Genomic DNA, 22,553 nt, shown 5'->3' with positions numbered 1-22,553 from the left:
CGCCCGGGACGCTTGCCGCGATGCGGCAAAGCCTGGAGGCATGATCGCCTTCTCCCGTTCCAAACGAGATCGTTGGGCGACGCCATGCGCCGTCAACGGCAGGCGCGCCGCGCGTGAACCGGGCCGTCCTGAACGCTTGACCTGCAACGAAGGAAAGCCATAGGATGCCCATTTCATAGGCGACCGCCTCTCCACGGAGCTCTTCCATGCGCCGCTTTCTCGCCCCCTCGCTCGCCGCCCTCGCGGCGCTTGTAACTTTATCGACCGCCCAGGACGCCGAGGCCCAGGCGTACCGCGACGGGCCGCCCCCGCAGCACCGGATCGTTTATAACGATTTGACGTTGTTCCGGTGGAATCCGCTCGGCCTCATCACGGACGCACGTTTCGTCTACCGATACCGGCTTTACAAGAGCGAGAGCGTGGCGCTCCGGGACAATTTCATCGGCATTGGACTCGCGCCGTCCCTGAGCGGCGCGTTCGCCCGCGGCGGACCCACGATCCAGATCCAGCCGGCGAGTTTCCTCCAGCTCTGGGCGCTCTACGAGGGAATCGCGTATTTCGGCGCGTTCAACTTCCTGCAATCGTACCCCACAGCGGACGCGACGAAGGTGAATTACAGCGACACCGAACTCGCTCGGCGCGGCGACCTCGAAAAGGGCGACCCCCAGAAAAATTATTCGACGACCGGCACGCAGCTCATCGCCGGCGCGAACTTGCAGTTCAAGTTCGGCCCCGTCGCGGCGCGCAACCTCTTCCGGTTCGGCCGGCCCGACATGAAGCTGCGCCAGGGCGACCGCGTCTTTTACGATATCTTCTACGATCTGCTCGTGGGCGACGGCGGCCTCTGGTACTCGAACGACACCGATCTCCTCTTCCAGGGCCTCGACAACCGCCTCAGCGTCGGCCTGCGCTGGACGACGGGGCAGGCGTTTTACAACGACGACCATTTCGCACCCGGCAACGACAAGACCCGCGCGCCCGGCGCGATTCACCGGCTCGGGCCCATCGCGGCGTGGACGTTCAAAAAGCCGGACGGCGCTGGGCTCGAACCGACGCTCCTGCTCGTCGCGAACTGGTGGCTGAAGTCGCCCTACCGCACGGGCCAGGACGTCTCGCAGGCCGTCCCCTACATCATCCTCGCGCTGAACATCACAGGAGACCTCCTGCCCGCTCCGCCGAAGGAAAAGGCCGAGCCCGAGGCCACGAAGCCCACGTCGAGCGAGCCCCCGGCCACGCCCGAGCCTGCGAAGGAGCCGGAGCCGGCCAAGGAGCCCGCGCCCGCCGAGCCTGCGCCCGCGGCCCCCGCCTCGCCCGACGCCGCCAGCCCGCAATAAACCGAGCCTCCGCTCGTCGTTTTCGCCGCATTCGGCTAGAGTTGCCGCATGCGATTTCTCCATCCCGAGCGGGACGAAAACCTCGAACTCGCGCTCGAAGACGTCTTCTTGACGCCAGGGTATTTCGAGGGCGTCTCGCGCCTCGACGTCGATCTCCGGCCGGTCGATTTTCCGGGTGGGTCGCACCCGATCGTCTCGGCGAACATGAATGCCGTCACGGGCAAACGCATGGCGGAGACGATGGCCCGCTTCGGCGGTCTCGGCGTGCTGCCCCAGGACATGGCCCTCGATACGACCGAGCGCATCGTCGGGCACATCAAGAGCGCCGATCCCCGGTACGATACGCCCCTCGTGGTCTCGCCGCGCGAGAGCCTGCGCGACGTGCAAGGCATCATCCGCAAGCGATCCCATGACATGGTCGTCGTCGTGGATGACGAGCGCCGCGTCCTCGGCATCGTCACGCACGCGGACCTGCGGGATCGGGATCAGTACACGCCCGCCTCGGCGCTGATGTCCTCGCGCCTCGTGACGATCGCCGCGGGCACGCCGAACCGCGACGCATTCCTCCTCATGGAAGAGGCGCGCGTGAAGGCCGTGCCCGTGCTCGACGCTCAGGGCAAGCTCGTGGGGGTCTTGACGCGCGACGACGCCGTGCGGCTGGAGCTGCTCCGGCCGAGTTTGTCCGGGCGCGGCGAACTCATGGTCGCGGCCGCCGTGGGCATTTCGGCGAACGCGCCCGAGTTTGCCCGTCGGCTCGTGGACATCGGGGTCTCGGCGATCGTGCTCGACACGGCGCACGGCCATCAGCGGCGCATGATCGACGCCATCCGGGCCGTGCGGAAGGCCATCGGGAGCGCCGTGCCGCTCGTCGCGGGCAATGTGTGCACCGCCGAAGGCACGCGTGATTTGCTGGAGGCGGGCGCGGACATCGTGAAGGTGAACGTGGGGCCGGGCGCGATGTGCACGACACGCATGCAAACGGGCGCGGGCCGGCCGACGTTCAGCTCGGTGCTCGCGTGTGCGCGCGAGGCGCACGCGCACGGAAAACACGTATGGGCCGACGGCGGCGTGAAATACCCGCGCGACGTGGCGCTCTACCTCGCCGCGGGCGCGTCACGCGTGATGGTGGGCACGGCGCTCGCGGGCACGTACGAGAGCCCCGGCGACGTGAAAGAGGACCGCGAGGGCGCGCTCTACAAGGAGAACTACGGCATGGCGAGCGCCCGCGCCGTGCACGATCGGACCGCCGACATCGATCCGTTCGAGCGCGCGAAAAAGAGCTTCTTCCGGGAGGGCATTTCGACGTCGCGCATTTACATCCAGGAGGGCAAGGAGAGCGTGGGCGCGCTGCTCATCGACATGATCACGGGCGTGCAATCGGCCTGCACGTACGCCGGCGCGCGGAGCTTGCCCGCGCTCCATGAAAAGGCGGTGATCGGGGTGCAGACGCTCGCGGGGTACGGTGAGGGCAAACCCCACGGCGCCGTGCGGCGCTGACGCAAGGGCGCTCCCGGCGGAGGCGAGTTTCGGGTAAGCTCCGGGGATGCGCGCGCCGCTCCTCGCCGTTTTGCTCCTCGCCTCCGCCCCCGCGTGCAGCGAGCCTTCCGAGCCCCGCGGATCGAGCATGTTCACGCCGGACGAGCTCTCGCTCTTCGCCGAGCTGCGCACGAACGGCGGCACGGCCCAGGTTTTGGTCACGTTGCTCGGCGACGGGACGAGCATCACGCTGGATAACACCGATCACTTGAGCCTCATCGAGCCGGGCGGCCCCGAGCAGGCCCTCGTCGCCGGCGGCTTCGGATACGTGGCGCAGCTCGAGACGAGCGCCACGGAGTTCGACCTCGTCTTTTTGCGCGGCACCGAGCTCTTCGTGAGCAAGCTCGTGGCGCCTCCGCCTTTTTCGATCGTGGTCCCGAGCGCGCCCGCCTCCCGCGCGTCTCCCATCCCGATCAACTGGGACGCGGCGGATGGCGCGTTCGAGACGTGGGTCGACGTGACGGCCCCCTGTTTGTCATGGCCGATTACGCGTTATTTCGCGGAGGATCCCGGCGTATACGCGATCCAGCCGGCGGACCTCGCGATCGAACCCGGGACGGCGGGCTGCGATTTCCGCGTGTGGATCACGCGGTCGGCGTCGAGCGGGACCATCGCGCCCGGGCTCGGCGAGTCCCCCGCGCCCGGCGGACTTCAAATGCGCTCGGTTTCCATCTCCACCTCCCCTTGAGGACGACGCCATGAACATGAGGCACCTCGACAAGCTCTTCGTCATGATCATCGCCACGACGGCGCTCGGGGCGCGCGGGCTCGCGTGTGGGCCGTGTCCGGAAAACGTGTCGCAGATCCCGCTCCTGCCGCCGAGCAGCGACGGGGGCGTCGAGGACGCGGGCGACTGGATCGCCGACGAATGCCAGCGCAAATGCCCGAACGGGATCTCGTGCGTGCCGGCGTCGATCCCCCTCGAAGACGGAGGCACGATGCCCGCGATCGAGTGCACACAAATGTCGGAGTGCGGCGCGGGGCGGCGGCCGCTCGGAGGGTACGGTCCGGAAAAACGTTTGGACACCAAGGATCTCGGGCCGGCGGGCGCATGGCTCGTCGACGCGGCCACGCTCGAAGCCGGATCGGTGATCGCCTTCCGGGAGTTGCGGCGGGATCTCGCCGCGCTCGGGGCACCGCGGAGGCTCTTGCGGGCGGCCTCGCGGGCGGCCGACGAGGAACGGCGGCACACGCGGCGCACGCGGGCCCTCGCGCGGCGGTACGGGGCGTGTGTGCCGAGACAACCGTTCGGCGCGACGCGGCGCGCGGCGCTGGAGGAGCTCGCGACGCACAACGCGGCCGAGGGTTGCGTGCGGGAGGCATTCGGCGCGCTCGTCGCGCGCTGGCAGGCGACGTTCGCGGAGGACGCCGAGGTGCGCGCCGCCATGGCGCGGATCGCCGACGAGGAGGCGCGCCACGCGGCGCTCGCCTATGCGATCGACGCCTGGGCGAAGCGGCGGCTCGATCCGGCCGCGCGGGCGCGCGTGGAGGCGGCGCGCAGGGAAGCCGCGCAGGCGATCGTGGCCCCGCGGGCGCGGGATACGGGGCGCGACGAGGCGCTGCGTGTCCTGGGTTTGCCCGACGCGGCGGAGGCGGAGGCGCTCGCGCAAAGGTTCGTCGCGGCGCTCGGGATCGGCGCCGCGGCCTGAATCAGCTCTTCTTGCGGCTGTGGAGGACGATCCCGAGGACGAGGGCCCCGAGGGAGAAGAGGAACGGCGTGGTCCCGAGCGCCAGACCGACGTCCTTGCACCCGTCGGCCTCGGCGTACCCCGTCTCGCGGATGAGCGCCCGCTGGGACGCATCGATGTAATCCCCTTGAAGCGCCTGGTCCGTCATGGATCGGCCCAGCATCGCGCCGACGGGCCCCATTCCGATCGAACCGAGCGACACGAGGATCGCAACGCCACCCACGATCGCGCCGCCGAGCGGCCTCTTCATGAGCGCGAGCAAGAAGCCGAGGGCCGCAAGGCCGAGCCCCAGGATCGCGAACAGCAGAATCACCCACGCGGGCCAGCCGCACCACCTGAACGTTTCCACGGGACGCCGATGGGACCGCGCGAGGCGCGGGATGTCAAGGTCAGCGGGGCGGCCTGTCGCCCGCGCGAATGCGGCCCTCGGCGACGGCCGTCGCGTACGGCGGCGTTTTGCCGGCGCGGAGCGAGTAGACGTCGAAGCGCATCGTCGCGGCGTCGGGATAACGGGCTTCCTTGTGGAACGCGAGCGCGATGTCGACGACGCGGCACACGGGCGCGGGGATGTGGGGCGCGATGGTCGCGAGCGGAGGCGCGGGGCGCGTGGCCGCGGCGACGAGCAGGAGCGCGTTCTCGGCGTCGCCGTGCACGTAGCGGCCTCCGAGCAGGCGGAACATCGTCGCGCCGAGCGCGAAGAGGTCGGTCCGGCCGTCGAGCTCCTGGTTTTTCCCCATCGCCTGCTCGGGCGCCATGTACTCGTAGCTGCCGATGGCGACGCCCGTCTTCGTGGCCGTCTTCTCGGGCAGCTCCGCCGTGCCTTCGGGGAGCGTGTCGACGCGGGCGATGCCGAAATCGAGCACCTTGATCCGCCCATCCCTGCCGTTGTGCAGGTTCTCGGGCTTGAGGTCGCGATGCACGATGCCGAATGCGTGCGCGACGACGAGCACGTCGAGGACCTTGTGCGCGATCCGCAAGACCTCGTCGACGGAGAGCACGCCCTTGCGCGCCATGCGCTCGAAGACGGTCTCGCCGTCGAGCAGCTCCATCGCCATGAACGCCGCGCCGTCCTCGGACACGCCCGACTCGTAGACGGCGGGCAGCCCTTCGCAGAGCGGGCCGACGGCCGCGAGCGCGCTGCCGATGGGCCCTTCGCGGAGGAATCGCTTTCGCAGCTCGGAGATGTCTTGCAGGTAGGGATGGAGGATCTTGATCGCCGCGACGTACCCATCGGGGCGACGGCCGAGAAAGACGCTCGCCATGCCACCGATGCCGAGCAGGCGCTCGAGGGTCCAGGTCCCGACCGACGTGCCGATGCGCCGCGCCGCGATCTCCTCGTCCGATTCCGACATCATGCGGGGCCGAGGTTACCACGACCGCGCCGCGAGCGGGTTACACTGCGGCGATGCTTCCGCGCCCACGCTTCCTTTCCGGCCTCTTGCTCGCGGCGATCGCGCTTCCGACGGCCGCCTGCTGGCTCGACCTCGACCGCCTCGGCGCGGGCCTGCCGGGCGCCGCGGCCGGCGGCGGGAGCGGCACCACGAGCAGCACCATGAGCGGCAGCGGCGGCGGCGGTCCGGGGTCGCTCGTGCTCGATTGTGATCCGTGTCCCGAGGGCGGATGCGCGCCCGTGCCTGTCGCGGAAGGGCCGTCGTTCGCGCTCGGCGCCGCGGATCTCGTGGTCGGGAGCGACGGCGTGTACTGGGTGAACCAGGAGGGCGGCGAGGTGATGCGGTTCGTCGCGGGCGCGGAGGCGCCGGAGACGCTCGCGAGCGCGGTCGCGCCGCGTTGCCTCGTGGTGCGCGACGGAAACGTGTTTTACGGGGACGACGAGGGGCTCTGGTCCTGCGCGGCGGAGGACTGCATGGCGAGCCGGCAAAAGCTCGCGACCTCGGTTGCGCAAGGTACGATCGGGCGCGTCGCGTTCGACGGGGCCTCGGTCTACTGGACGGATCGCGGCGCGGCGGACAGCGACGGCCGCGTGTACGGCTGCGCGCCGGGCGACTGCGCGGCGCCGAAGGAGTATGCGACCGGGCTTTTTCGATCGGACACGATCCTGACGAGCGGCGGCCAGCTCTTCTGGGTCGAGCTCGGCAATGGCAACGGCAACGGCGCGATCTACCAGGGTTCGTCCGGGGGAGCCGCGACGTCCGTCGCAGGCGCGCTCGTCTTCCCCACGTCCGTCGCCGTGGACAACGATTCATTTTATTACCCGTCATGGCAGCCGGGCGGCACGATCCAGCGGTGTCCCAAGGGTGGGTATTGCAGCGGGCCCACGGCGATCACGCCCGGGGAGGCCGGGGACAAACCCTTCGACGTGGCTGTCTCCGGGGGGCGCGTGTACTGGAGCGACACGATGAGCGGCGCGATCCGGAGCTGTCCCACGGCCGGCTGCGGGGACGAGGCGCCGCGCGTGCATGCGAGCGGGCGGACGGGCCTTTCGCGTTTCGCGCTGGGAAAAGCGTGTATTTTTTGGGTGGACGCGACGAACGGCGGGAGCGTGATGAAGGTCGGTCGATGAGCCGCGGTTTCAAGGGTCGCGGCCGTCACGCTTGACACGCGATGGTCCTTGTGGCAGCGGGCGAGCGCGCGAAAGCGTCTGTGCCGGCGCCGGAAGGGCCCGGCGGGAAGGGTTGTCGTCGTGCTCGGTCGCCGAGAAACGTGGTTGCGTGCGTGGGGGATGTCCGCGGCGCTGCTCGTGGGGATGGTCGTCGCGTCAGGTGAGGCGCAGGCGGGGGACGCGCCGCGCTGCTCGGCGTGGCGCGCGGCCGGCAAAGGCTACGAAAAGCTCGAATTGCGGACGTGCGCGCCCGCCGAGGGCGACGAGGACACGAGCGACGAAAGCGACGACGAGGACGCGGCGTCCGCCGTGGAGATCAAGAGCGGCTACGAGGACGCGCTGAAGGTGCGCGTCGAGCTCGTGACCAAGGGCGGCACGGTCGAGAAGCTCGACGTGAAGCTGAAGAACGGCGAGAACGCGGCCGGGACGTGCAAGGCGTGCCGCGGGCACGACGACGTGAAGAGCTTCCGCGTCACGGCGCAGGAAGGCGCCGCCGAGGGCGGCAAGGACGCCGCGCCCGAGCCCTTGCAAAAGGTGGCGGGCACGAACCACATGGAGGTGCTGGCCCGTGATTTGCGCCTCACGGACACGAACGCGAAGCGGCTCGATCGCATCGCGACGCGGTATCACAAGGCGACGAAGAAGCGGCTCGTGGTGACGGGCGGGACGCGCACGCCGCAAAGGCAAGCGCAGCTCATGTTCGACAAGCTGAAGCGCGGCGACGACGTGGTGGCGCTCTACGAGAACAAGGCCGCGGCGACCGAGGTGCGCAACGCTTATCGCGACGCCGTCGCCCGCGGGGAGAAACGAAAAGGGACGATCCGCGCGATGCGCGAGGTGATCGACGCGCAGATCGGGCGCGGGACGTACGTATCGAAGCACCTGAAATCGGGCGCGGTGGACGTGCGGTCGTGGAACATGGACGGCGCGCTGGAGAAGGCGCTGCGCGAGGCCGTGAAGCAGGAGCCCGGCGTGACGCTCATGGACGAGCGGGATGGGCCAGAGCCGCATTTCCACATGAATTTGCTCTGATCGACGCGGCGAGGGCGCTCGCGCCCTTGCCCCTCGCGCGCAGTGCCCCCACGAGGTCGGACGTGACGCTCACGAAAGGCACGCTCACGAAGCTCGGCCTGCTCTCGAGCCTGTACCTCTCCCAGGGGCTCCCCTTCGGCTTCTTCACGCAGGCGCTGCCGGTGCTGCTCCAACGAATGGGGTTGTCGCTCCCGGCCATTGGCCTGAGCCACCTGCTCGCGCTCCCGTGGATGCTGAAGTTCCTCTGGTCGCCCCTCATGGACCGGCGCGCCCCAGGGAGGCTCGGGCGGCGACGCGGCGTGATCCTGCCGGTCCAGCTCCTCTCGGCGCTCTTGCTCCTCGCGCTCGCCGTGCCGGCGGGCGGTCCGACGATCCCCTGGCTCTGCGCAGGCGTGCTTTGCATCAACCTGCTCGCCGCCACGCAGGACGTGGCGACCGACGGCCTCGCGGTGGACCTCCTCTCGGCGGACGAGCTCGGCTGGGGCAATGGCGTGCAGGTGGCCGCGTATCGCGTGGGGATGATCCTCGGCGGGAGCCTCTTGCTGCTCGTCTTCGACGCGGCGGGCTTCCGGATCACGCTCACGAGCCTCGGCGTGATGCTCCTCGTCGCCACGCTGCCCATCGGGGTCTTTCGCGAGCCGCCCGCCGCGCCGCCGCCGCCCCGCGAGAGCCCGAGTTTGTCCTACTGGTTCAAGCGCCCGGGCGCGTTCTCGTGGCTCGGGTTGCTCTTCGTCTACAAGGCGGGGGAGCATTTCGCCTCGGGCATGCTCAAGCCCTTTTTCGTGGACCCGCGCGGCGCCGGGCTCGGGATGCGGGAGGTCGGCTGGATGATCGGCGGCGTGGGGTTCGCCGCGGGCCTCGTCGGGGCGATGCTCGGCGGTGGGCTCGTGCGCAGGCTCGGATACCGGCGCGCGCTGCTCGGGTTCGGGACGTTGCAGGCGATCGGGGTGCTGCTCTACGCGCTCGTCGCGTCGCGGCCCGTCTCCATTTCGGCGCTCTCGGTGGTGTGCGGGATCGAGCACCTGACAAGCGGAATGGCGACGGCGTCGCTCTTCACGGCGATGATGGAATCGTGCCGGCCGGAGCACGCGGCGGCCGATTACACGGTGCAAGCCTCGGTCGTGGTCGCGGCGACCGGCGTCGCGGCGGCGGCGAGCGGGTTCTCCGCTGGAGCGCTCGGGTATGCGGGGCATTTCGCGCTGGCGGCAGGGCTCACTGCGCTGGCTGTGGTGTTCGTCGGGGTGATGTTTCGAGGAATGGAGCCGGTGGGGGTGCGGGGGTGATTTCGACGACGCCCTCGGGAGCCGTCGGGCTGTCCGGGCTCAATCGAAGCGCCGCTGCTGGCCGCAGCACGCGACAGCCCCCGACGCGCGCAGGATGCACGTCGTCCCCACCTCTGTGGACACCATGACGGCGTCGGAAACCCCGACCGCGGCGACGGGCTGCGTGTGATCGTCCGTGGTGCCATCACAAAGCTCACCCCACCGATTCGACCCCCAGCATGCGACCTTCCTCTCGACCGTCACGGCGCACGTATGCGTCGGCGCCACGGAGACCTGGACGGCGCGCAGCCCTGCCACGGGCAGAGCCGTCCACCCGACACGTCCCTGCGCGGGATCGAGCTCCCAGCACGCCACGGCGTTTTTCCGGTCAATGGCGCACGCTCGCTCGATGGACGACGACAACGCGATCACGTCCTCGAGCCCTGCCACCTCGCCTCCAAGCACCTCCCTCTGCAATCTCCAGCATCGAGCGTGCCCGTCTTGCCCCGCGGCACAGCCGACATGCCCAAACGCGGACGTCATCGCGCGAAGGCCCGCGCCGAAAGGCAAGCCTTGTATCTCCACGAGGTCGCCCACCGTTTGGGCGCCCCAGCAGCGGGCCGTTCCATCGGCGAGCAGCCCGCAGATCCGCGCGCCATTCTCGATGTCCGGCGCCGGGTCGAGCAGGGTCACGGGGCCGTCTCCAAGGCGCTTTGTGACGCCCAGCGTGCCCGTCCATGAGGGGAAAGGCGCGCACGAGGCATGCCCCTCCGTCGTGATGCCGCATGCGTGCCATTCGTTCGCAAATGCCGCACCGAGAGGGCCTGGGAGCGGGATCGCTTCTGCAGGGGCATGGCGCGCGTATGCATTCCACTGAAAGACGCGACCGTCCTTGTCCACGGCCACGCCGACGACGCCACCTCCCCGATGGCTGAGCTCGATCCGGCGCACCGGAATCGACGCGAGCGCGTCGACGTCCTCGGGCTCCTCGACAGGCCGATACGCGAGCCGGGATGTCCCGTCGAAGAGCGCACGCCGGGATTCGGCCACGAGCTCATCCAGCCGCTCATCGACCCGCTGGAGCATTGCAATGGCGCAGGCGATCAAGACGAGCCCGAGCGCCGGTCGCCGCCACGACCGCGATTCGGCCGGCTCCGCCATGCGCGCCGCTCGCGCGAGACGAACGACGGCGAGGACCCAAAAACTCCACGCGACAATCACCAGCACGCGCGGCGGCAAGAATTCGACCGAGTGCGGGTGACGGTCCATGGGCCTGGGTCTCGCCGCTTGCGCCGCCATGGATACGAAGGCGGACGCATACTGAAGGGCCGAGGTCACCCGCGCTCCGAGCGATGCAAGGCCGAACGCGAGCCAGGCCAAGCGCCTGCGCCGAAAGCTCCAAAGTGCAAGCGCGCCCGTGAACAAAAGGCCGAGCAGCGCGACGATGAGCGGCAGGTAAAACAGAACGTTGTCGAGCATCGGACGCCTATTGACCCGGAAAGGACCCGCCATCGAGGGGGGCAGCGCCATCCTTCATGATCCGCCCCCTCCAGGCCACCGTCGCATGCGGCGTGATTTCCGTCGCCCAAGGATTTGCGACGAGGTCGTTCCACCCCGACAGCGTCTCGTAAGGCCTCACGACGTTTCCGTATTTATGATTGCCATAATGTGTTTCGCGTGCCCCTGGATAACACGAGCCCCCGAAGGCCCCTTTCTTGCCTTGTGACCCGCAGTAGAGAATGGTTTTGTATCCGACCACGAAGACCTCCTTCGACGCCCACCGAGCGGAGATGGCCTTCAAGAACTCTTCGCCCGGCTTGTCGGCGGCGGTCCTGCAACACATGAAGAACACCGTCGCGCGGAACGCGAGCACTCTCAGGATCTGATCGAGCGGCACCGCATACTTCGAGAACGTTCCCGCATTCAGCATCTCCGGGGCGGTCGCGACGTCGAGTTTGAGATCCCACCCTGTCGTATTGTCGATGTCGACGCCGCCCGGCGCGCCGTGCGCGAGGATCGCGAGGCGCGTGATCTGATTTTCCTCGATCGGGCCACAAGCGAACATCAAATTCTTGCATACGAAGCTGGGGAGCTGGAATTGACCCCCTCCGAGCTTGTTCCCGAGATCGGCAAAGTTCGCGAAGTCGAGCCCGACGAGCCAATTGTCTTGACCGAACGGCTTGTCGCCGCCGCCGCGGTCCGGGAGCCGCGCGTCATTGTCGTTGAAACGCAGCGGCGCCCCCTTGCCCGCTGCCCACACGTGGATCGGGTTCAGGTGCCGGCCGTTCACCAGATTGTGCGCGCTGTCCGAGTCCCCGGGGGTCGCCGCGATCGGCTGGCTCACGAGATCTTCGCTCCCCATCGTTCAACCTCCTTGTTTCAACGCCCGAATGAAGGTTCCAGACCGGGTTCGGGCATAGAAAGGGACCGTACAGGGGCGTCGATGAGCTGACAAGCCCGAGCGCCTCGGGCGCGGGGAGGGCCTCGGAGCTCACGCGCCCCACACGTTGGAGCAGGCAGAGGGAACGAACCCCTTCAGGCGCCGCGAAGGTCGGGACGGCGGGAGGGGAAGCCCTGCGGGTGTGCCGTGACCCGCTCAGAACTGCGGGTGCTTTTCGAGGAGCGAGACGATCTCGGCGATGACCGGATCGGCGAGCTCCGGGTCATACGCGAGGGCCGCGTCGCGCGCCGCGGTGAGGGTCTTCTTGCTCGGCCGCTTCAGGGCCTCCGCGTACATGACGATCACCTTGCCCTTCGGCAGTCCCATCTTTTGCGCGTCGAGCAGCTCGCCGAGCGTCGTCGTGACCTCCGTCGTCTGCTTGGTGTAGGTGATGGGCGTGGTCCAGACGGCGCGAATCGTGACCGGGTCGCTGGGGTTGATGACCGACGCGTCGCAGGCTTCGAGGACCTGGCTGAAGATCAACGCGTCGTTGGGCGCGAGGTGCTGCGGCTCCACCTCCGGCTTCTCCGTCGCGTATTCCTCGCCGTAGAACTTGTGGATCTTGAAGTACCAGGGGAGCTTGAACTCGACGCTCACGCTCCGGGCTGCGATGTCCATGGTCTCGTCGAATCGCTCGGCGAACATGCGCGAGGCCTCCTCGACGGAATCGAGGTACACGTACGCGCCCCTGCCCTTGTCGGTGAGCGGATCCATGACCCCGTCGTTGTGTGTGAGCGCGGGGCCCGTGGCGACGCCGAGGAGGTAGATGCCCTCCTTGTCGGCGTCCGCGGCCGCCATCGCGATACGAGTGCCATCCGTGACGCCGACGTTCGCGCCGCCGTCGCTGATCAGGACCACGCGATTCAAACGCCCCGGCGCATAATGCTTCTGGGCGAGGTCGTAGCCCGCATTCAGGCCGCTCGCGAGATCCGTCCCGCCGCTCGCGGTGAGGGCATCGACGACGGAGAGGATCGCCGGATCGTTCGAGCCCGTGACCACGTGATCGGCAAGCAAGACGTTGTTCTCCGCGCCCCACGTGACGATTCCCACGAGGTCGCCGGCCGCGAGCTGTGACGCAATGGCGAGCACGGTGGCCTTCGCACGCGTGAGGCCCGGGCCCTGCATGGAGCCCGAGGTATCGACGAGGAACGTGATGTTCATCGGCTTTCGCGGCTGGATCACGTTGAAGGAGCGCAGGGCGACCTGGAAATAGAGCTTCGTCGGAGCATCCGCGACGACTTCGAGCTCGGGGAAGAGAGAGAGCTGGCCAGACGGGGCCGCGGGATACTGGATCCGGTAGTAATTCAGGAATTCGTGCGTTCGGATCTCGCTCGGGAAAGGCTCCATGCCGAGCCGGAGCAGATCGCGGACGTGGACCGGCGACGCCATGGAGTTCGAGTCGTCGGCCGAAACGAAAAAGGTGGCCGGCTCGGACGGATCGACGCCCATGCAGCCGGTGGGCGGCGTGGCGGGGCCGTCGAAGACCGCGACGAGGGTGTCGTCCGGGTGAGGCGGAGGCGGCTCGTCATTGCCGCCGCTGGTCGTGCCGCCTGTGCTGCCTCCCGGCTCGCCGCCAGCGCCGCCGCTGCCCCCGCTGCCACCCAGGCCCGGCGGCGAGGTGTCGTCGCGGGACTCGTCGGCTGCACACGCGGCGAGGCCAAGGCCGAGGCCGCCGATCCAGGCGGCGCAGAGCGCCGAGAAGACGAAGGAAAGAGAAGACGATCGCTTCATGGAAGACCTCCAGGCGAAAGGAAGCGTGGCAAGGTCCGTGCCCTCCCGCACCCGGCATCTCTGCCGCGAGGCCCCAAAAACGAGCCGCGCCCCGGCCCAAGATGACACAGATCCACGGAAAAAAGACAGGGCCGACGCGCCGGGCAGGGCCTCGGCGCCGGTGCTTCACGCGCGCGCATCCACGGGCGCCGGGTCGACAGAATGGTTCGTCCTGTAAACCGGTTTTGTGGAGGCCGCTCGCCTACCGCGCGAGCTGCGCCGGGACCGCGAGCCGGATCGTCCCCTTGGGGACCTGGAACTCGAAGAACGCGCCACGCCGATCCGCGATGCCCATGCGGAGGAGCCCGTCCTCCCGCACGAGCGCGTAAGGCGCGCGCGCGAGTGGCTCGTCCTTGCCGTCGGGCGCGACGAACACGAGGACATCGTCGGTGCCAGGGGTTCGCACTGGCGGACGCGCGCAACGGTTCGCCACGGTGGCGTTGCGATCTTCGCCGGCACATCGCGCGAGCGCGCGACGCTCGGTCTCCTTGCCCGTCTGCGCCCGCGCGACGTCCCGCCAGAGCGCCTCGGCTGCCGCGAGGCGCACGGCCTCGGAGCGATCCCGCTGGAGGAGGCCCACCACGAGCCCCGCCTCGCACGAGGCCCCCGCGAGGCCGAGCGAGACGACCGCGTTGGCCCGCACGTAGGGCCGCGGATCGGCGGCTGCGCGGCAGAGCGAGGTCTGCACGTCGGCCGCCGCGCCCTCGCGCGCCGCCACGCGACCCAGCGCGCCCGCCGCGTTGCCCGCGACGGCCACGTCGGGATCGGTCACGGCACGCGTGAGCGCCGCCAAGGCGTCCTTCTTGCCGACGGCGCCGAGCGACCAAGCAGCGTTCGCGCGTACGCCGGGATCGGCGTCGCCGAGCAGCGGAACGAGCACCGACGCGGCCTCCGGATGCCCCGCGAGCGCCTCGGCGACCTTGCGCCGATCGTCGATGCCAGACGCGACGAACCCGCGCAGGACCTTGCTGCTCGCCTCGCCGCGCATGCGACCGAGGCCCTCCAGCAAGGCATCCCGCGCGACGTCGGGCGACGACGGGAGGGCCGCGCCGACACGCGCTGCGAGCGCCGGATCCGTCACGCGCGAGAGCGCCCCCGCGAGCGCGAGGCCAATCGCCCCGCGATCTTGCTCGGCCGCGACCTGGAGCCGCTCGAGCAGCTTCGCCGCAGCCGAGGGGCCGCCCGCCCGCGCGATCGACGCCGCCGCCGCGAGCCGCACGTCCGCCGCGTCGTCGGCGATCGCCTCGAGCAGCACGGCCTCGACCTTCGGCGGCGCGGGCGTGTACGCGCCGAGCGCCTCGAGGACCGCGAGCCGGAACGAGCGGGATTTCGTGGTCGTGAGCGGCAAGAGCACGTCGTGCGCGCGCGGCGAGCCCGTGCGACCGAGGAGCCGCACGAGCTCGATCTTCTCGTCGGGCGGGGTCGCCGCGTCGAGCAGCATGGCGCGCGCCGGATCGACCGCGCGCCCGTCGGGCCGCGCCGGATCGAGCAGCTCCGAGGCCGCGCGGATGGCCTCGCGTCGCACGGTGGGATCCGCGTCCGAGAGAAGCTCGAGCACCGCCGGGAGCGCCTCCGATGCGCCGAGGACCGCGAGCGCGCGGAGCCCGTGCTTGAGCGGCAAGACGCCCCGCTGCATCGCGCGCACGGTCGGATCGAGCCCCTCCTTCGCGCCGAGCGCGCCGAGCACGAGCGCCGCGCCCGCCGCCGTGGACGGCGAGGGCGAGCCCGACAGCACCGCGACGAGCTGCGGCGCCGCGCTCTTGCCCGCCGCGACGAGCGCCTCGCGGACCGGCGAACGCGGCGCAGAAGGATCATCCTTCGCGAGCGCGCCGATGAGCGCACGCACGGCGCTCTCCGAGCCGATGCGGCCAAGCGCCCGAAGCGCCGCGGCGCGCACCTCCCCCGCGCCCGCGCTCCCCTGCCCCGGCCTCACGCCGGGCATAGTCGTCGGCGCGAGGACCGCGTCGCTCCCCGCGTTCGCTTCGAGGAGCGGCGCGATCGCCGCCGTGGCCTCGTCCGAGCGCAGCTTGCCGAGCGCGGTGACGGCCTCGACGCGTACGTCCTGCGAGCCGTCCTGCAGGGCGATCATGAGCGCGCTCGTGGCGCGCGCATCCCCGAGTTCGCCGAGCGCGCGCGCCACGGCGCGACGCACCTCCGGCACGGCGTCCTGCACCTTGCCGATCAGGGGGACGACAGCGCGTGGATCGGCGAGCCTGCCGAGCGCGCGTGCCACCTCGACGCGCACTTCGAGCGCGCTGTCGTCGAGGTGCCCGAGCAGCGGCGAGACCGCGTCGGGCAAACCCGAGCTGCCCATGGCCGACGCCGCGGCGACACGGACCTTCGCGTCGGGATCCCCGAGCACGCGGCCAAGCGCCACGACACTTCGATCCGTGGGCGACGAGCGGATGACATCACAAGCCGCGAGACGGAGCCTCGCGTCGCCCTCGCCGAGCCAGCCGATGACGAGGTCCCCAGCGCGCGACAAACGCAGCGCGATGGCCGCCTCGGCCGCGGCGAGCCGCACCTCGACGTCCGGATCGCCGAGCGCGCGTTGCGCGAGCGGGACGCCGAGCTCCGAGGGGAGCTCGCCGATCCGCTGCGCCGCGGCGCGCCGCTCGGAGACGTCGGGCGAGGCGAGCGAACGAGCGATGCGCTCGGGCACGTTGGGCCAGACGAACGCGTCGGCCGCTCCGCCCGAGAAGAGCGAGAGCGAGACCCCGAGCGAAAGGAGGCCGGCTCGGACGAGGCTACGCATGCGGATCGAGCGCGTGACCGAACGCACGACGCGCACCGTACCATGTTTTGTGGGTCGAGCCGGCTCCTCGCGAAGCGCGAGGTTCAGGAAAGCGGAGGAGGCGGAGCACTGTTCCGCGTGGCGACGGGACGTACGCTCTCTTGTTCACGCACGGGCGTAACCACGCTGGCCGACGGCTGCGGCTGCGGCTCGGCGGTGGCCGTGCGCTCCTTGGGACGGGCCTTCTCGGGCGTCGGCGCGGCCGCGCGCAGGTTGATGAGCTTGTTCAGGAGGTCGAACCAGAACGGCGCGCCGAGAGCGATCGCGATCGCCGTGAAGATCCATCCGCCGAAGCGACGCCCGAACCCGCCGAGCGTCGCCGGCACCGAGCGTCGATCACACGAGACCTCGGCCGTCGGCGTGCAGAAGAACGCACGCCCCTCGGGCCAGCCCATCGGCAACGTGAGCTCGTCGAGGCCCCGCTTCACCGCGACGACACGCTTGCGCACGAGCTCCTCGGTCTTCTTCTCGTCGACGAACACCTCGGACGGCTTTGCGTTCGCGTTCGCCTTTTGCTCCGCCGTGACCTCCGCGGCCGTCTTCACCACAGCCGACTCCGACTTCACGCTCTCGGCGACCGCCGTCGCCACGGACTCGCGGAGCACGGCGTCGCGATTGAGGCTGTCGAGGACGAGGAACGTGTCCACGTTCAGCACGACGGACGCGAAGAGCCCCACGACGGCGATCAGGGTGTGCGCCGTCCGCTTGTACCAGCCGGAGACGCTGTCCATCGCGCGATCGAACCAGGCAGCGATCTGCTGGCTTGCGTCCTCGAGCGTCTTGACGCTCGCGTCCGACACGAGCGCCGTGAGCGCGACGCGCGTGTCCTCCTCGAAGTCCTTGGCCTCGGCGAGGCGCTTCCTGAAATCGTCGAGGCTCGCCGCGGCCCTCTTCGTCGTGCCCTCGCCTCCGCCCTCGACCTTCGGCCAGAGCCTGCGAAAGAAGCCTCGAAGCGCGCGGAGCGGGATCGCGAAGATGCCGCGGAGCAGGCCCATGCGCTCCGGGCGCCGCGATTGATCCGTGCCGTCCTTCCATCCCGCGACGGCGTCGATGAGCGCGCGCGCGAAGAGGTCCGACGGGATGTACGAGGGGTCGCTGTCGTCGTCCTTCGTCAAACCGTCGATGAGCGGATGCGCATACACCTTGTCCGTCAGCGTGCGGTCCTTGAGGAGCCGCTCGATGCCTTGCCGCAGCGTGACGGAGCGCAGCGACAGGAAGCCGGAGATCGCCTCCGTGACGGCCGAAGCGATCACGCTGAGCAGCATGAAGACAAAGGAGATCCCGATCGCGACGTCGAGGATGGTCGATATGGACACGGCTACCTCCTCACCGGCGGGGACACCCTGCCGCGGGCCTCCCGGCGCCCCTGCCCCCCATGACCGCGGGCGCCGAGCCGATACGCTCATGGTTTCAGAGGATCCGCCGCGACGCAATCGAGGCCGGGACAAAGAAAGGCCGCACTCGGGGGCCGCCCTCGAATCGACCTCCTCTCGCTTGGCCAAGGACACGAAACTCGTGGTACGACGAGGCGTGGCCGACCATCGCGCCCGCCCCACCGTTCGCCCGCAGAGGCTCGCGCTCGGCGTCCTCGCCCGTGCTCCGATCGCGGGGACGGCGAAGCCTCGCCTCTCCCCACCGCTCTCCCCGGAGGCCGCAGCGGAATTCGCGTCGGCGCTCCTCGGCGACGCGTTGAACATGCTGGCCATCCTGCCGATGGCGTATCGCGCGGTGCTCAGCGTGTCCGACGAGGAGAGCGCAGCGCTGCAAAAGCTCATGCCCGGACGATGGCAACACGTCGTCTCGGCCGGCACGACGAGCGTGGAACAGCGGCTCGGCCACGGGCTCGCGCACCTCTTCACGTCGGGCGCCGAGGCCGCGGTGATCGTCACGACCGACGCGCCGTTCATGCCGCTCGACGAGATCTTCGAAGGCCTGCTCTGGCTCGCCGCCAAGCGAAAGCGCCTGCTGCTCGGGCCGACGGGGCCGGGCGGCCTTTACCTCCTCGGCACGACACAACCCGAGCCCGCGCTCTTCGACGGCGTCGACTGGACGTCGCCCGGCGTGCTCGAACGCGCGACGAAACGCGCCGCGGAGCTTGGGTTGGAGACGCAGCTCCTCAAGCCGACCTACGAGATCGATACGCCCGAGGATCTCGATCGTTTCGCCCGGGATCTCACGAGCGGCACGGGCGGCCCGGGGACGGCCGTGCCCGCGTGCGCCGCGTTCCTGGCGCGCACGGGCCTCCGCCCCCTGAATCGCTGAACGGGTTTTACTCGGCGTCCGCAGGCGAAGCGGGCTGATAGCCCGCGGCCCACGAGCGGCTCACCGGCGCCACGCGATCCGAGGGACGCGGATACGTGTCGCGATCGAGCCCGTCGCCGAACATGCGCAAAAGGGCCTCGGCCTGCTCCAGCGCGGCCGGCGTGTCGACGTCGATCCACCGCGCGTCGCCCGCGTCGCACGCGAAAAACATCCCCTCGTCGGCGAGCGCGCGCACGCCCTCCGAGAGCGAACAATCTCCCTTCGCCGCGTACACGCGATCCAGCGCTTCGACGAGCGAGGGGCCGATGCGGAACACGCCCGTGTCGAGCGCATCGTACGCCGCGATCTCCTTGCCGATGTCCACGATGCGCCCGCGCTCGACGCGCACCTTCGTGGCGTCATCGAGGTCGAAGCAGCGCGGGATGTCGTAATCGACGGCGAGCGCGGCCGCGCGGCTCGGCAGGTCGAGCGCGGCGAGCCGACGCACAATCGCCGGCGCGTACAGGTGATCGGCCATCGTGAGCAGCGTCCCCGGGATGACGTGCTCACGCGCGGCGAGCAGCGACACGCCGTTCTTGCGCTCGTACTGCGTGTTGCTCACGAACGAGATCGACAGGCCGAGGGAGCTCTCGCCGAGCGCGCGGCGAATGAGCTCTTCCTTGTAGCCCGTGACCACCACGACCTCGCGGATCCCCTCGGCGCGCAGCGTGCGGAGGATGCGAACCAGAAGCGGAACCCCGGCGACCGGCTTGAGGGGCTTCGGTGCGATCTCGCCGCTCACGAGACGAGAGCCGGTACCTGCCGCGAGCACGATCGCCCGCTCCATCGTTCGTTTTTCAAGCATGGAAGGTGCGTTGCCCAATCCGAAGGCGCCCCTCGTAGCACGCCTTCTACCTGCGAAACAATTCCCTTCGGGCCGCTTTCAAAACGCGGTGTTCCGGCGCCTCACAGTGTTGCAAAAGCGCAACACCCGCCCGATTCCGACGCGCGGAGCCGAGCGCCATCACGACCGCGCATCCGATGGGGATCGGCGTGCGACGCGAGGGAGACGCATCTCCATTCGAAGCAAGCCGGAGGCCAGCGGCGCCGCTACCGCGCGTTCGCACCTCACGCGCGTGGCTCCAGAAAATCGCGCTGAAACTTCGCAGCAACCTCGTTACGCGCACATGCACGCGCATGCACACGAGCGAGGTGAGGCGTGCGCGTGGCGCGACAGCCTGACGTCGTTGCCAGACCCCGCGGCGAACGTTCGCGTCATCGCGCGAGCGAGCGTCGTGGGGCGCGCGGTCAGCCGATCCGAGCCGTACGATCCCGCGTCCGCGACGTGACCTGCACCGTGCCCACCCCGTTCGGGTCAGACCCCACGCGCCGTGGTCGTTCGTGTCCCCGCGGGGATCGCGCAGACGCCGTGCACACGCCGCGCGGCACGTCATGCTCCGTGGGTCGACGTTTGCAAGCGCCGCTTGAGTGTCATGCGGCGTTGGCCTAGACATGCCCCCCCGGGGCGATCGACGGGACATACGGAGGAGCGGGAGTGAAGCAGCCGAAAGAAATCACGAAGGCAGAGGGCAAGCTCGGCGTGCTCCTGCCGGGGCTCGGTGCGGTGGCGACGACGACGATCGCCGGCGTGATGTTGGCCCGCAAGAATCAGGCGTTGCCGATCGGATCGCTGACGCAGCTCGGGACCATCCGGCTCGGCAAGCGCACGGACAACCGCTCGCCCCTCATCCGCGAGTTCTTGCCGCTCGCGTCGCTCGATCAGCTCGAATTCGGCGGCTGGGACCTCTTCCCGGACACCGCGTACGAATCCGCGCAACACGCCGAGGTCCTCGAGCAACGCCACCTCGATCAGGTGCGCGACGAGCTCTCGCAGGTCACGCCGATGAAGGCGGTCTTCTACCCGGAGTACGTCAAGCGCCTGCACGGCCCGCACGTCAAGACAGGCGCCACGAAGGCCGACATGGTCGAGCAGGTGCGCGACGACATCCGCACGTTCCTGAAGACCAAGGGCTGCTCGCGCGCCGTCGCCGTGTGGTGTGGCTCGACCGAGGTCTACTTCCCGCCGGGCGACGTGCATGCGTCGATCGACGCGTTCGAGGCCGGCCTCGCGCGAAACGATCCGGGCATCTCGAACTCGCAGATCTACGCCTGGGCTTGCCTCAAGGAGCGCGTGCCCTACGCGAACGGCGCGCCGAACCTGACCGTGGACTTCCCCGCCGCGTGGGACCTCGCGAAGAAGCTCGAGGTGCCCATCGCCGGCAAGGACTTCAAGACCGGCCAGACGCTCATGAAGACCATCATCGCGCCCGGCCTCAAGGCGCGCATGCTCGGCCTCTCGGGCTGGTTCTCCACGAACATCCTCGGCAACCGCGACGGCGAGGTGCTCGACGACCCCGATAGTTTCAAGTCCAAGGAAGTCTCGAAGCTCGGCGTCCTCGAGTACATCCTGCAGCCGCACATGTACAAGGAGCTGTACGGCAAGCTCTACCACAAGGTCCGCATCGAGTTTTACCCGCCGCGCGGCGACGCAAAGGAGGGCTGGGACAACATCGATCTCTTCGGATGGCTCGGCTATCCGATGCAGATCAAGGTGAACTTCCTCTGCCGCGACTCGATCCTCGCCGCGCCCATCGTGCTCGACCTCGCGCTGCTCATGGACCTCGCCTCGCGCGCGGGCTTCTCGGGCACACAGGAGTGGCTGAGCTTCTACTTCAAGAGTCCGATGACCGCGCCGAACCTCTATCCGGAGCACGACCTCTTCATCCAGTCGATGAAGCTCAAGAACACGATGCGCTGGATGATGGGCGAGGACCTCATCACCCACCTCGGCAACGAGTACTACGACTGATCACGCGCCGACGGGGGCTCGCCCGAACGAGCCTCCGGCTCCTCCTTCGCGCCCACCAGATAGATCACGCCGAGCACCACGAACACGAGCCCCGCCGCGCGCTTGACCCAGATCGCCGGCACGTGGCGGCTCACGACCTCCCCGAGCAGCACAGCGACCGCGCTCGTCGAGACCAGCGCGAGCGCCGAGGCCGCAAAGACCACCCAGCGCGACGAGCTGCTGCCGGCCAGCGAGAGCGTCGCGATCTGCGTCTTGTCGCCCATCTCCGCGAGGAAGATGGCGGCGAACGTCGAGGCGAAGAGCTTCCAGTCCATCCGCCGAGCGTGACGCGCGCATGCGTCGCGAACAAGCTCGCCGCGCCGACTAGTACATCATCCCGGAAGTTCGTAGTCGTTCCCATCCCTCCGCGCCCTCCTCCTCGGGTTCGTCCGAGAGCAACGGAGGGTTCGTCATGGAAACATCCTCCCCTGTTGTTCTGTTCAGGGGCACATGCCGCAGCCGGCCACCCCTGTGCACGTCTCGCCGAGCGAGCGTAAGCGCCTGGAAGCGTGTGTTCGTCGCACCAGCACGCCGCAGGCACTCGCGCAGCGCGTGAGGATGATCCTTCTTCGGGCAGATGGAGTCGGTCCCGCCAGCGTGGCGCGACGGCTCGGATGCGCTGTCAGCACCGTCGACAAATGGAGCGCGCGCTGGCGGCAGCGACCGTACCTCGAATCGCTCCTGGACGCGCCGCGTTCGGGGCGTCCGCCGAGCATTGACCTGGAAACTCGCTGCGAGATCGTGAAGATCGCGTGCAGTCGTCCCGATGGCAGCAAGGCGCCGCTGCGGGAGGTGTGGACGCTCGACGCGATTGCCACGGAGCTGCATGCACGCACAGGCATTCTCGTCAGCCGTTCTTCAGTCCATCGGGTGCTCCAGGCCCGAGGACTCCGGCCGCACCGGGTTCGTCCGTGGCTGCACAGCCCCGATCCCGACTTTCGACCGAAGGTCCGGCGCATCTGCGAGCTCTACCTCGACCCGCCGAAGG

The 22,553-nt window shown here is 69.4% G+C and carries 19 protein-coding genes; 10 read left to right on the top strand and 9 right to left on the bottom strand.

What is annotated here, in order from left to right; translation table 11 throughout:
* The first annotated feature begins 206 nt into the window (after positions 1-206).
* Genes E8A74_RS15520 through E8A74_RS15505 form a run of 4 tightly spaced genes read left to right on the top strand, consistent with a single transcriptional unit; the run spans position 207 to position 4,519 of the window.
* A complete protein-coding gene (locus E8A74_RS15520) occupies positions 207-1,334 on the top strand; it encodes a hypothetical protein (RefSeq protein ID WP_136929789.1) in 1,128 nt (375 codons plus the stop codon).
* A 48-nt stretch (positions 1,335-1,382) separates the two neighbouring features.
* Positions 1,383-2,831, top strand: a complete 1,449-nt coding sequence (locus E8A74_RS15515; protein ID WP_136929788.1) for a GuaB1 family IMP dehydrogenase-related protein — start codon at positions 1,383-1,385, stop codon at positions 2,829-2,831.
* 46 nt (positions 2,832-2,877) lie between these two features.
* On the top strand, positions 2,878-3,558 hold the full coding sequence (locus E8A74_RS15510) for a hypothetical protein (protein ID WP_136929787.1): 681 nt from the start codon (positions 2,878-2,880) through the stop codon (positions 3,556-3,558).
* Between the two features lie 10 nt (positions 3,559-3,568).
* Positions 3,569-4,519 (top strand): hypothetical protein, encoded by a 951-nt coding sequence (locus E8A74_RS15505; RefSeq protein ID WP_136929786.1) that lies wholly within the window; start codon positions 3,569-3,571, stop codon positions 4,517-4,519.
* A gap of 1 nt (position 4,520) precedes the next feature.
* On the opposite strand, the gene E8A74_RS15500 is transcribed toward E8A74_RS15505, so the two are convergent.
* Both E8A74_RS15500 and E8A74_RS15495 read right to left on the bottom strand, forming a co-directional pair.
* Positions 4,521-4,907, bottom strand: coding sequence for a hypothetical protein (locus E8A74_RS15500; RefSeq protein WP_136929785.1), 387 nt, complete (start codon positions 4,905-4,907; stop codon positions 4,521-4,523).
* 40 nt (positions 4,908-4,947) lie between these two features.
* Complete coding sequence (locus E8A74_RS15495; protein WP_136929784.1) at positions 4,948-5,913, bottom strand: serine/threonine-protein kinase; 966 nt, start codon at positions 5,911-5,913, stop codon at positions 4,948-4,950.
* Between the two features lie 50 nt (positions 5,914-5,963).
* Here E8A74_RS15495 and E8A74_RS15490 point away from each other — a divergent pair, with 50 nt between their 5' ends.
* The 3 genes from E8A74_RS15490 to E8A74_RS15480 all read left to right on the top strand — a co-directional run bounded on the left by E8A74_RS15490 (position 5,964) and on the right by E8A74_RS15480 (position 9,433).
* Complete coding sequence (locus E8A74_RS15490; protein WP_136929783.1) at positions 5,964-7,079, top strand: hypothetical protein; 1,116 nt, start codon at positions 5,964-5,966, stop codon at positions 7,077-7,079.
* 159 nt (positions 7,080-7,238) lie between these two features.
* Positions 7,239-8,150 (top strand): hypothetical protein, encoded by a 912-nt coding sequence (locus tag E8A74_RS15485; RefSeq protein WP_136929782.1) that lies wholly within the window; start codon positions 7,239-7,241, stop codon positions 8,148-8,150.
* A 62-nt stretch (positions 8,151-8,212) separates the two neighbouring features.
* A complete protein-coding gene (locus tag E8A74_RS15480) occupies positions 8,213-9,433 on the top strand; it encodes an MFS transporter (RefSeq protein ID WP_136929781.1) in 1,221 nt (406 codons plus the stop codon).
* A 39-nt stretch (positions 9,434-9,472) separates the two neighbouring features.
* On the opposite strand, the gene E8A74_RS15475 is transcribed toward E8A74_RS15480, so the two are convergent.
* The 5 genes from E8A74_RS15475 to E8A74_RS15455 all read right to left on the bottom strand — a co-directional run bounded on the left by E8A74_RS15475 (position 9,473) and on the right by E8A74_RS15455 (position 17,732).
* A complete protein-coding gene (locus tag E8A74_RS15475) occupies positions 9,473-10,891 on the bottom strand; it encodes an RCC1 domain-containing protein (protein WP_136929780.1) in 1,419 nt (472 codons plus the stop codon).
* A 7-nt stretch (positions 10,892-10,898) separates the two neighbouring features.
* Positions 10,899-11,774, bottom strand: coding sequence for a hypothetical protein (locus E8A74_RS15470; RefSeq protein ID WP_136929779.1), 876 nt, complete (start codon positions 11,772-11,774; stop codon positions 10,899-10,901).
* 234 nt (positions 11,775-12,008) lie between these two features.
* Positions 12,009-13,583: a vWA domain-containing protein gene (locus E8A74_RS15465; RefSeq protein WP_136929778.1), complete on the bottom strand. Its 1,575-nt coding sequence runs from the start codon at positions 13,581-13,583 to the stop codon at positions 12,009-12,011.
* Between the two features lie 241 nt (positions 13,584-13,824).
* On the bottom strand, positions 13,825-16,404 hold the full coding sequence (locus E8A74_RS15460) for a HEAT repeat domain-containing protein (RefSeq protein WP_136929777.1): 2,580 nt from the start codon (positions 16,402-16,404) through the stop codon (positions 13,825-13,827).
* Between the two features lie 56 nt (positions 16,405-16,460).
* Entirely contained in the window at positions 16,461-17,732 is a 1,272-nt protein-coding gene (locus E8A74_RS15455) for a hypothetical protein (protein WP_170229150.1), read from the bottom strand.
* A 214-nt stretch (positions 17,733-17,946) separates the two neighbouring features.
* On the opposite strand from E8A74_RS15455, the gene E8A74_RS52285 reads away from it, so the two are divergent.
* Entirely contained in the window at positions 17,947-18,678 is a 732-nt protein-coding gene (locus E8A74_RS52285) for a TIGR04282 family arsenosugar biosynthesis glycosyltransferase (protein WP_170229149.1), read from the top strand.
* Positions 18,679-18,685: 7 nt separating this feature from the next.
* Here the strand turns inward: E8A74_RS52285 and E8A74_RS15445 are convergent, their stop codons facing one another.
* Entirely contained in the window at positions 18,686-19,522 is an 837-nt protein-coding gene (locus tag E8A74_RS15445; RefSeq protein ID WP_136929774.1) for a phosphocholine cytidylyltransferase family protein, read from the bottom strand.
* A gap of 690 nt (positions 19,523-20,212) precedes the next feature.
* Between E8A74_RS15445 and E8A74_RS15440 the strand changes: the two genes are divergently transcribed.
* Positions 20,213-21,526: an inositol-3-phosphate synthase gene (locus tag E8A74_RS15440; protein WP_136929773.1), complete on the top strand. Its 1,314-nt coding sequence runs from the start codon at positions 20,213-20,215 to the stop codon at positions 21,524-21,526.
* Here E8A74_RS15440 and E8A74_RS15435 read toward each other — a convergent pair.
* Positions 21,517-21,840: a TMEM165/GDT1 family protein gene (locus tag E8A74_RS15435; protein ID WP_136929772.1), complete on the bottom strand. Its 324-nt coding sequence runs from the start codon at positions 21,838-21,840 to the stop codon at positions 21,517-21,519. The genes E8A74_RS15440 and E8A74_RS15435 overlap by 10 nt on opposite strands.
* Positions 21,841-22,015: 175 nt before the next feature.
* Between E8A74_RS15435 and E8A74_RS15430 the strand changes: the two genes are divergently transcribed.
* The coding region (locus E8A74_RS15430) for an IS630 family transposase (RefSeq protein ID WP_136929771.1) at positions 22,016-22,553 on the top strand (538 nt) is incomplete at its 3' end.

This window comes from Polyangium fumosum (assembly GCF_005144585.1).
Classification (GTDB): domain Bacteria; phylum Myxococcota_A; class Polyangia; order Polyangiales; family Polyangiaceae; genus Polyangium; species Polyangium fumosum.
Note: the sequence above shows the minus strand (reverse complement) of the source record. Positions and strands in the feature narration are given on the sequence as shown.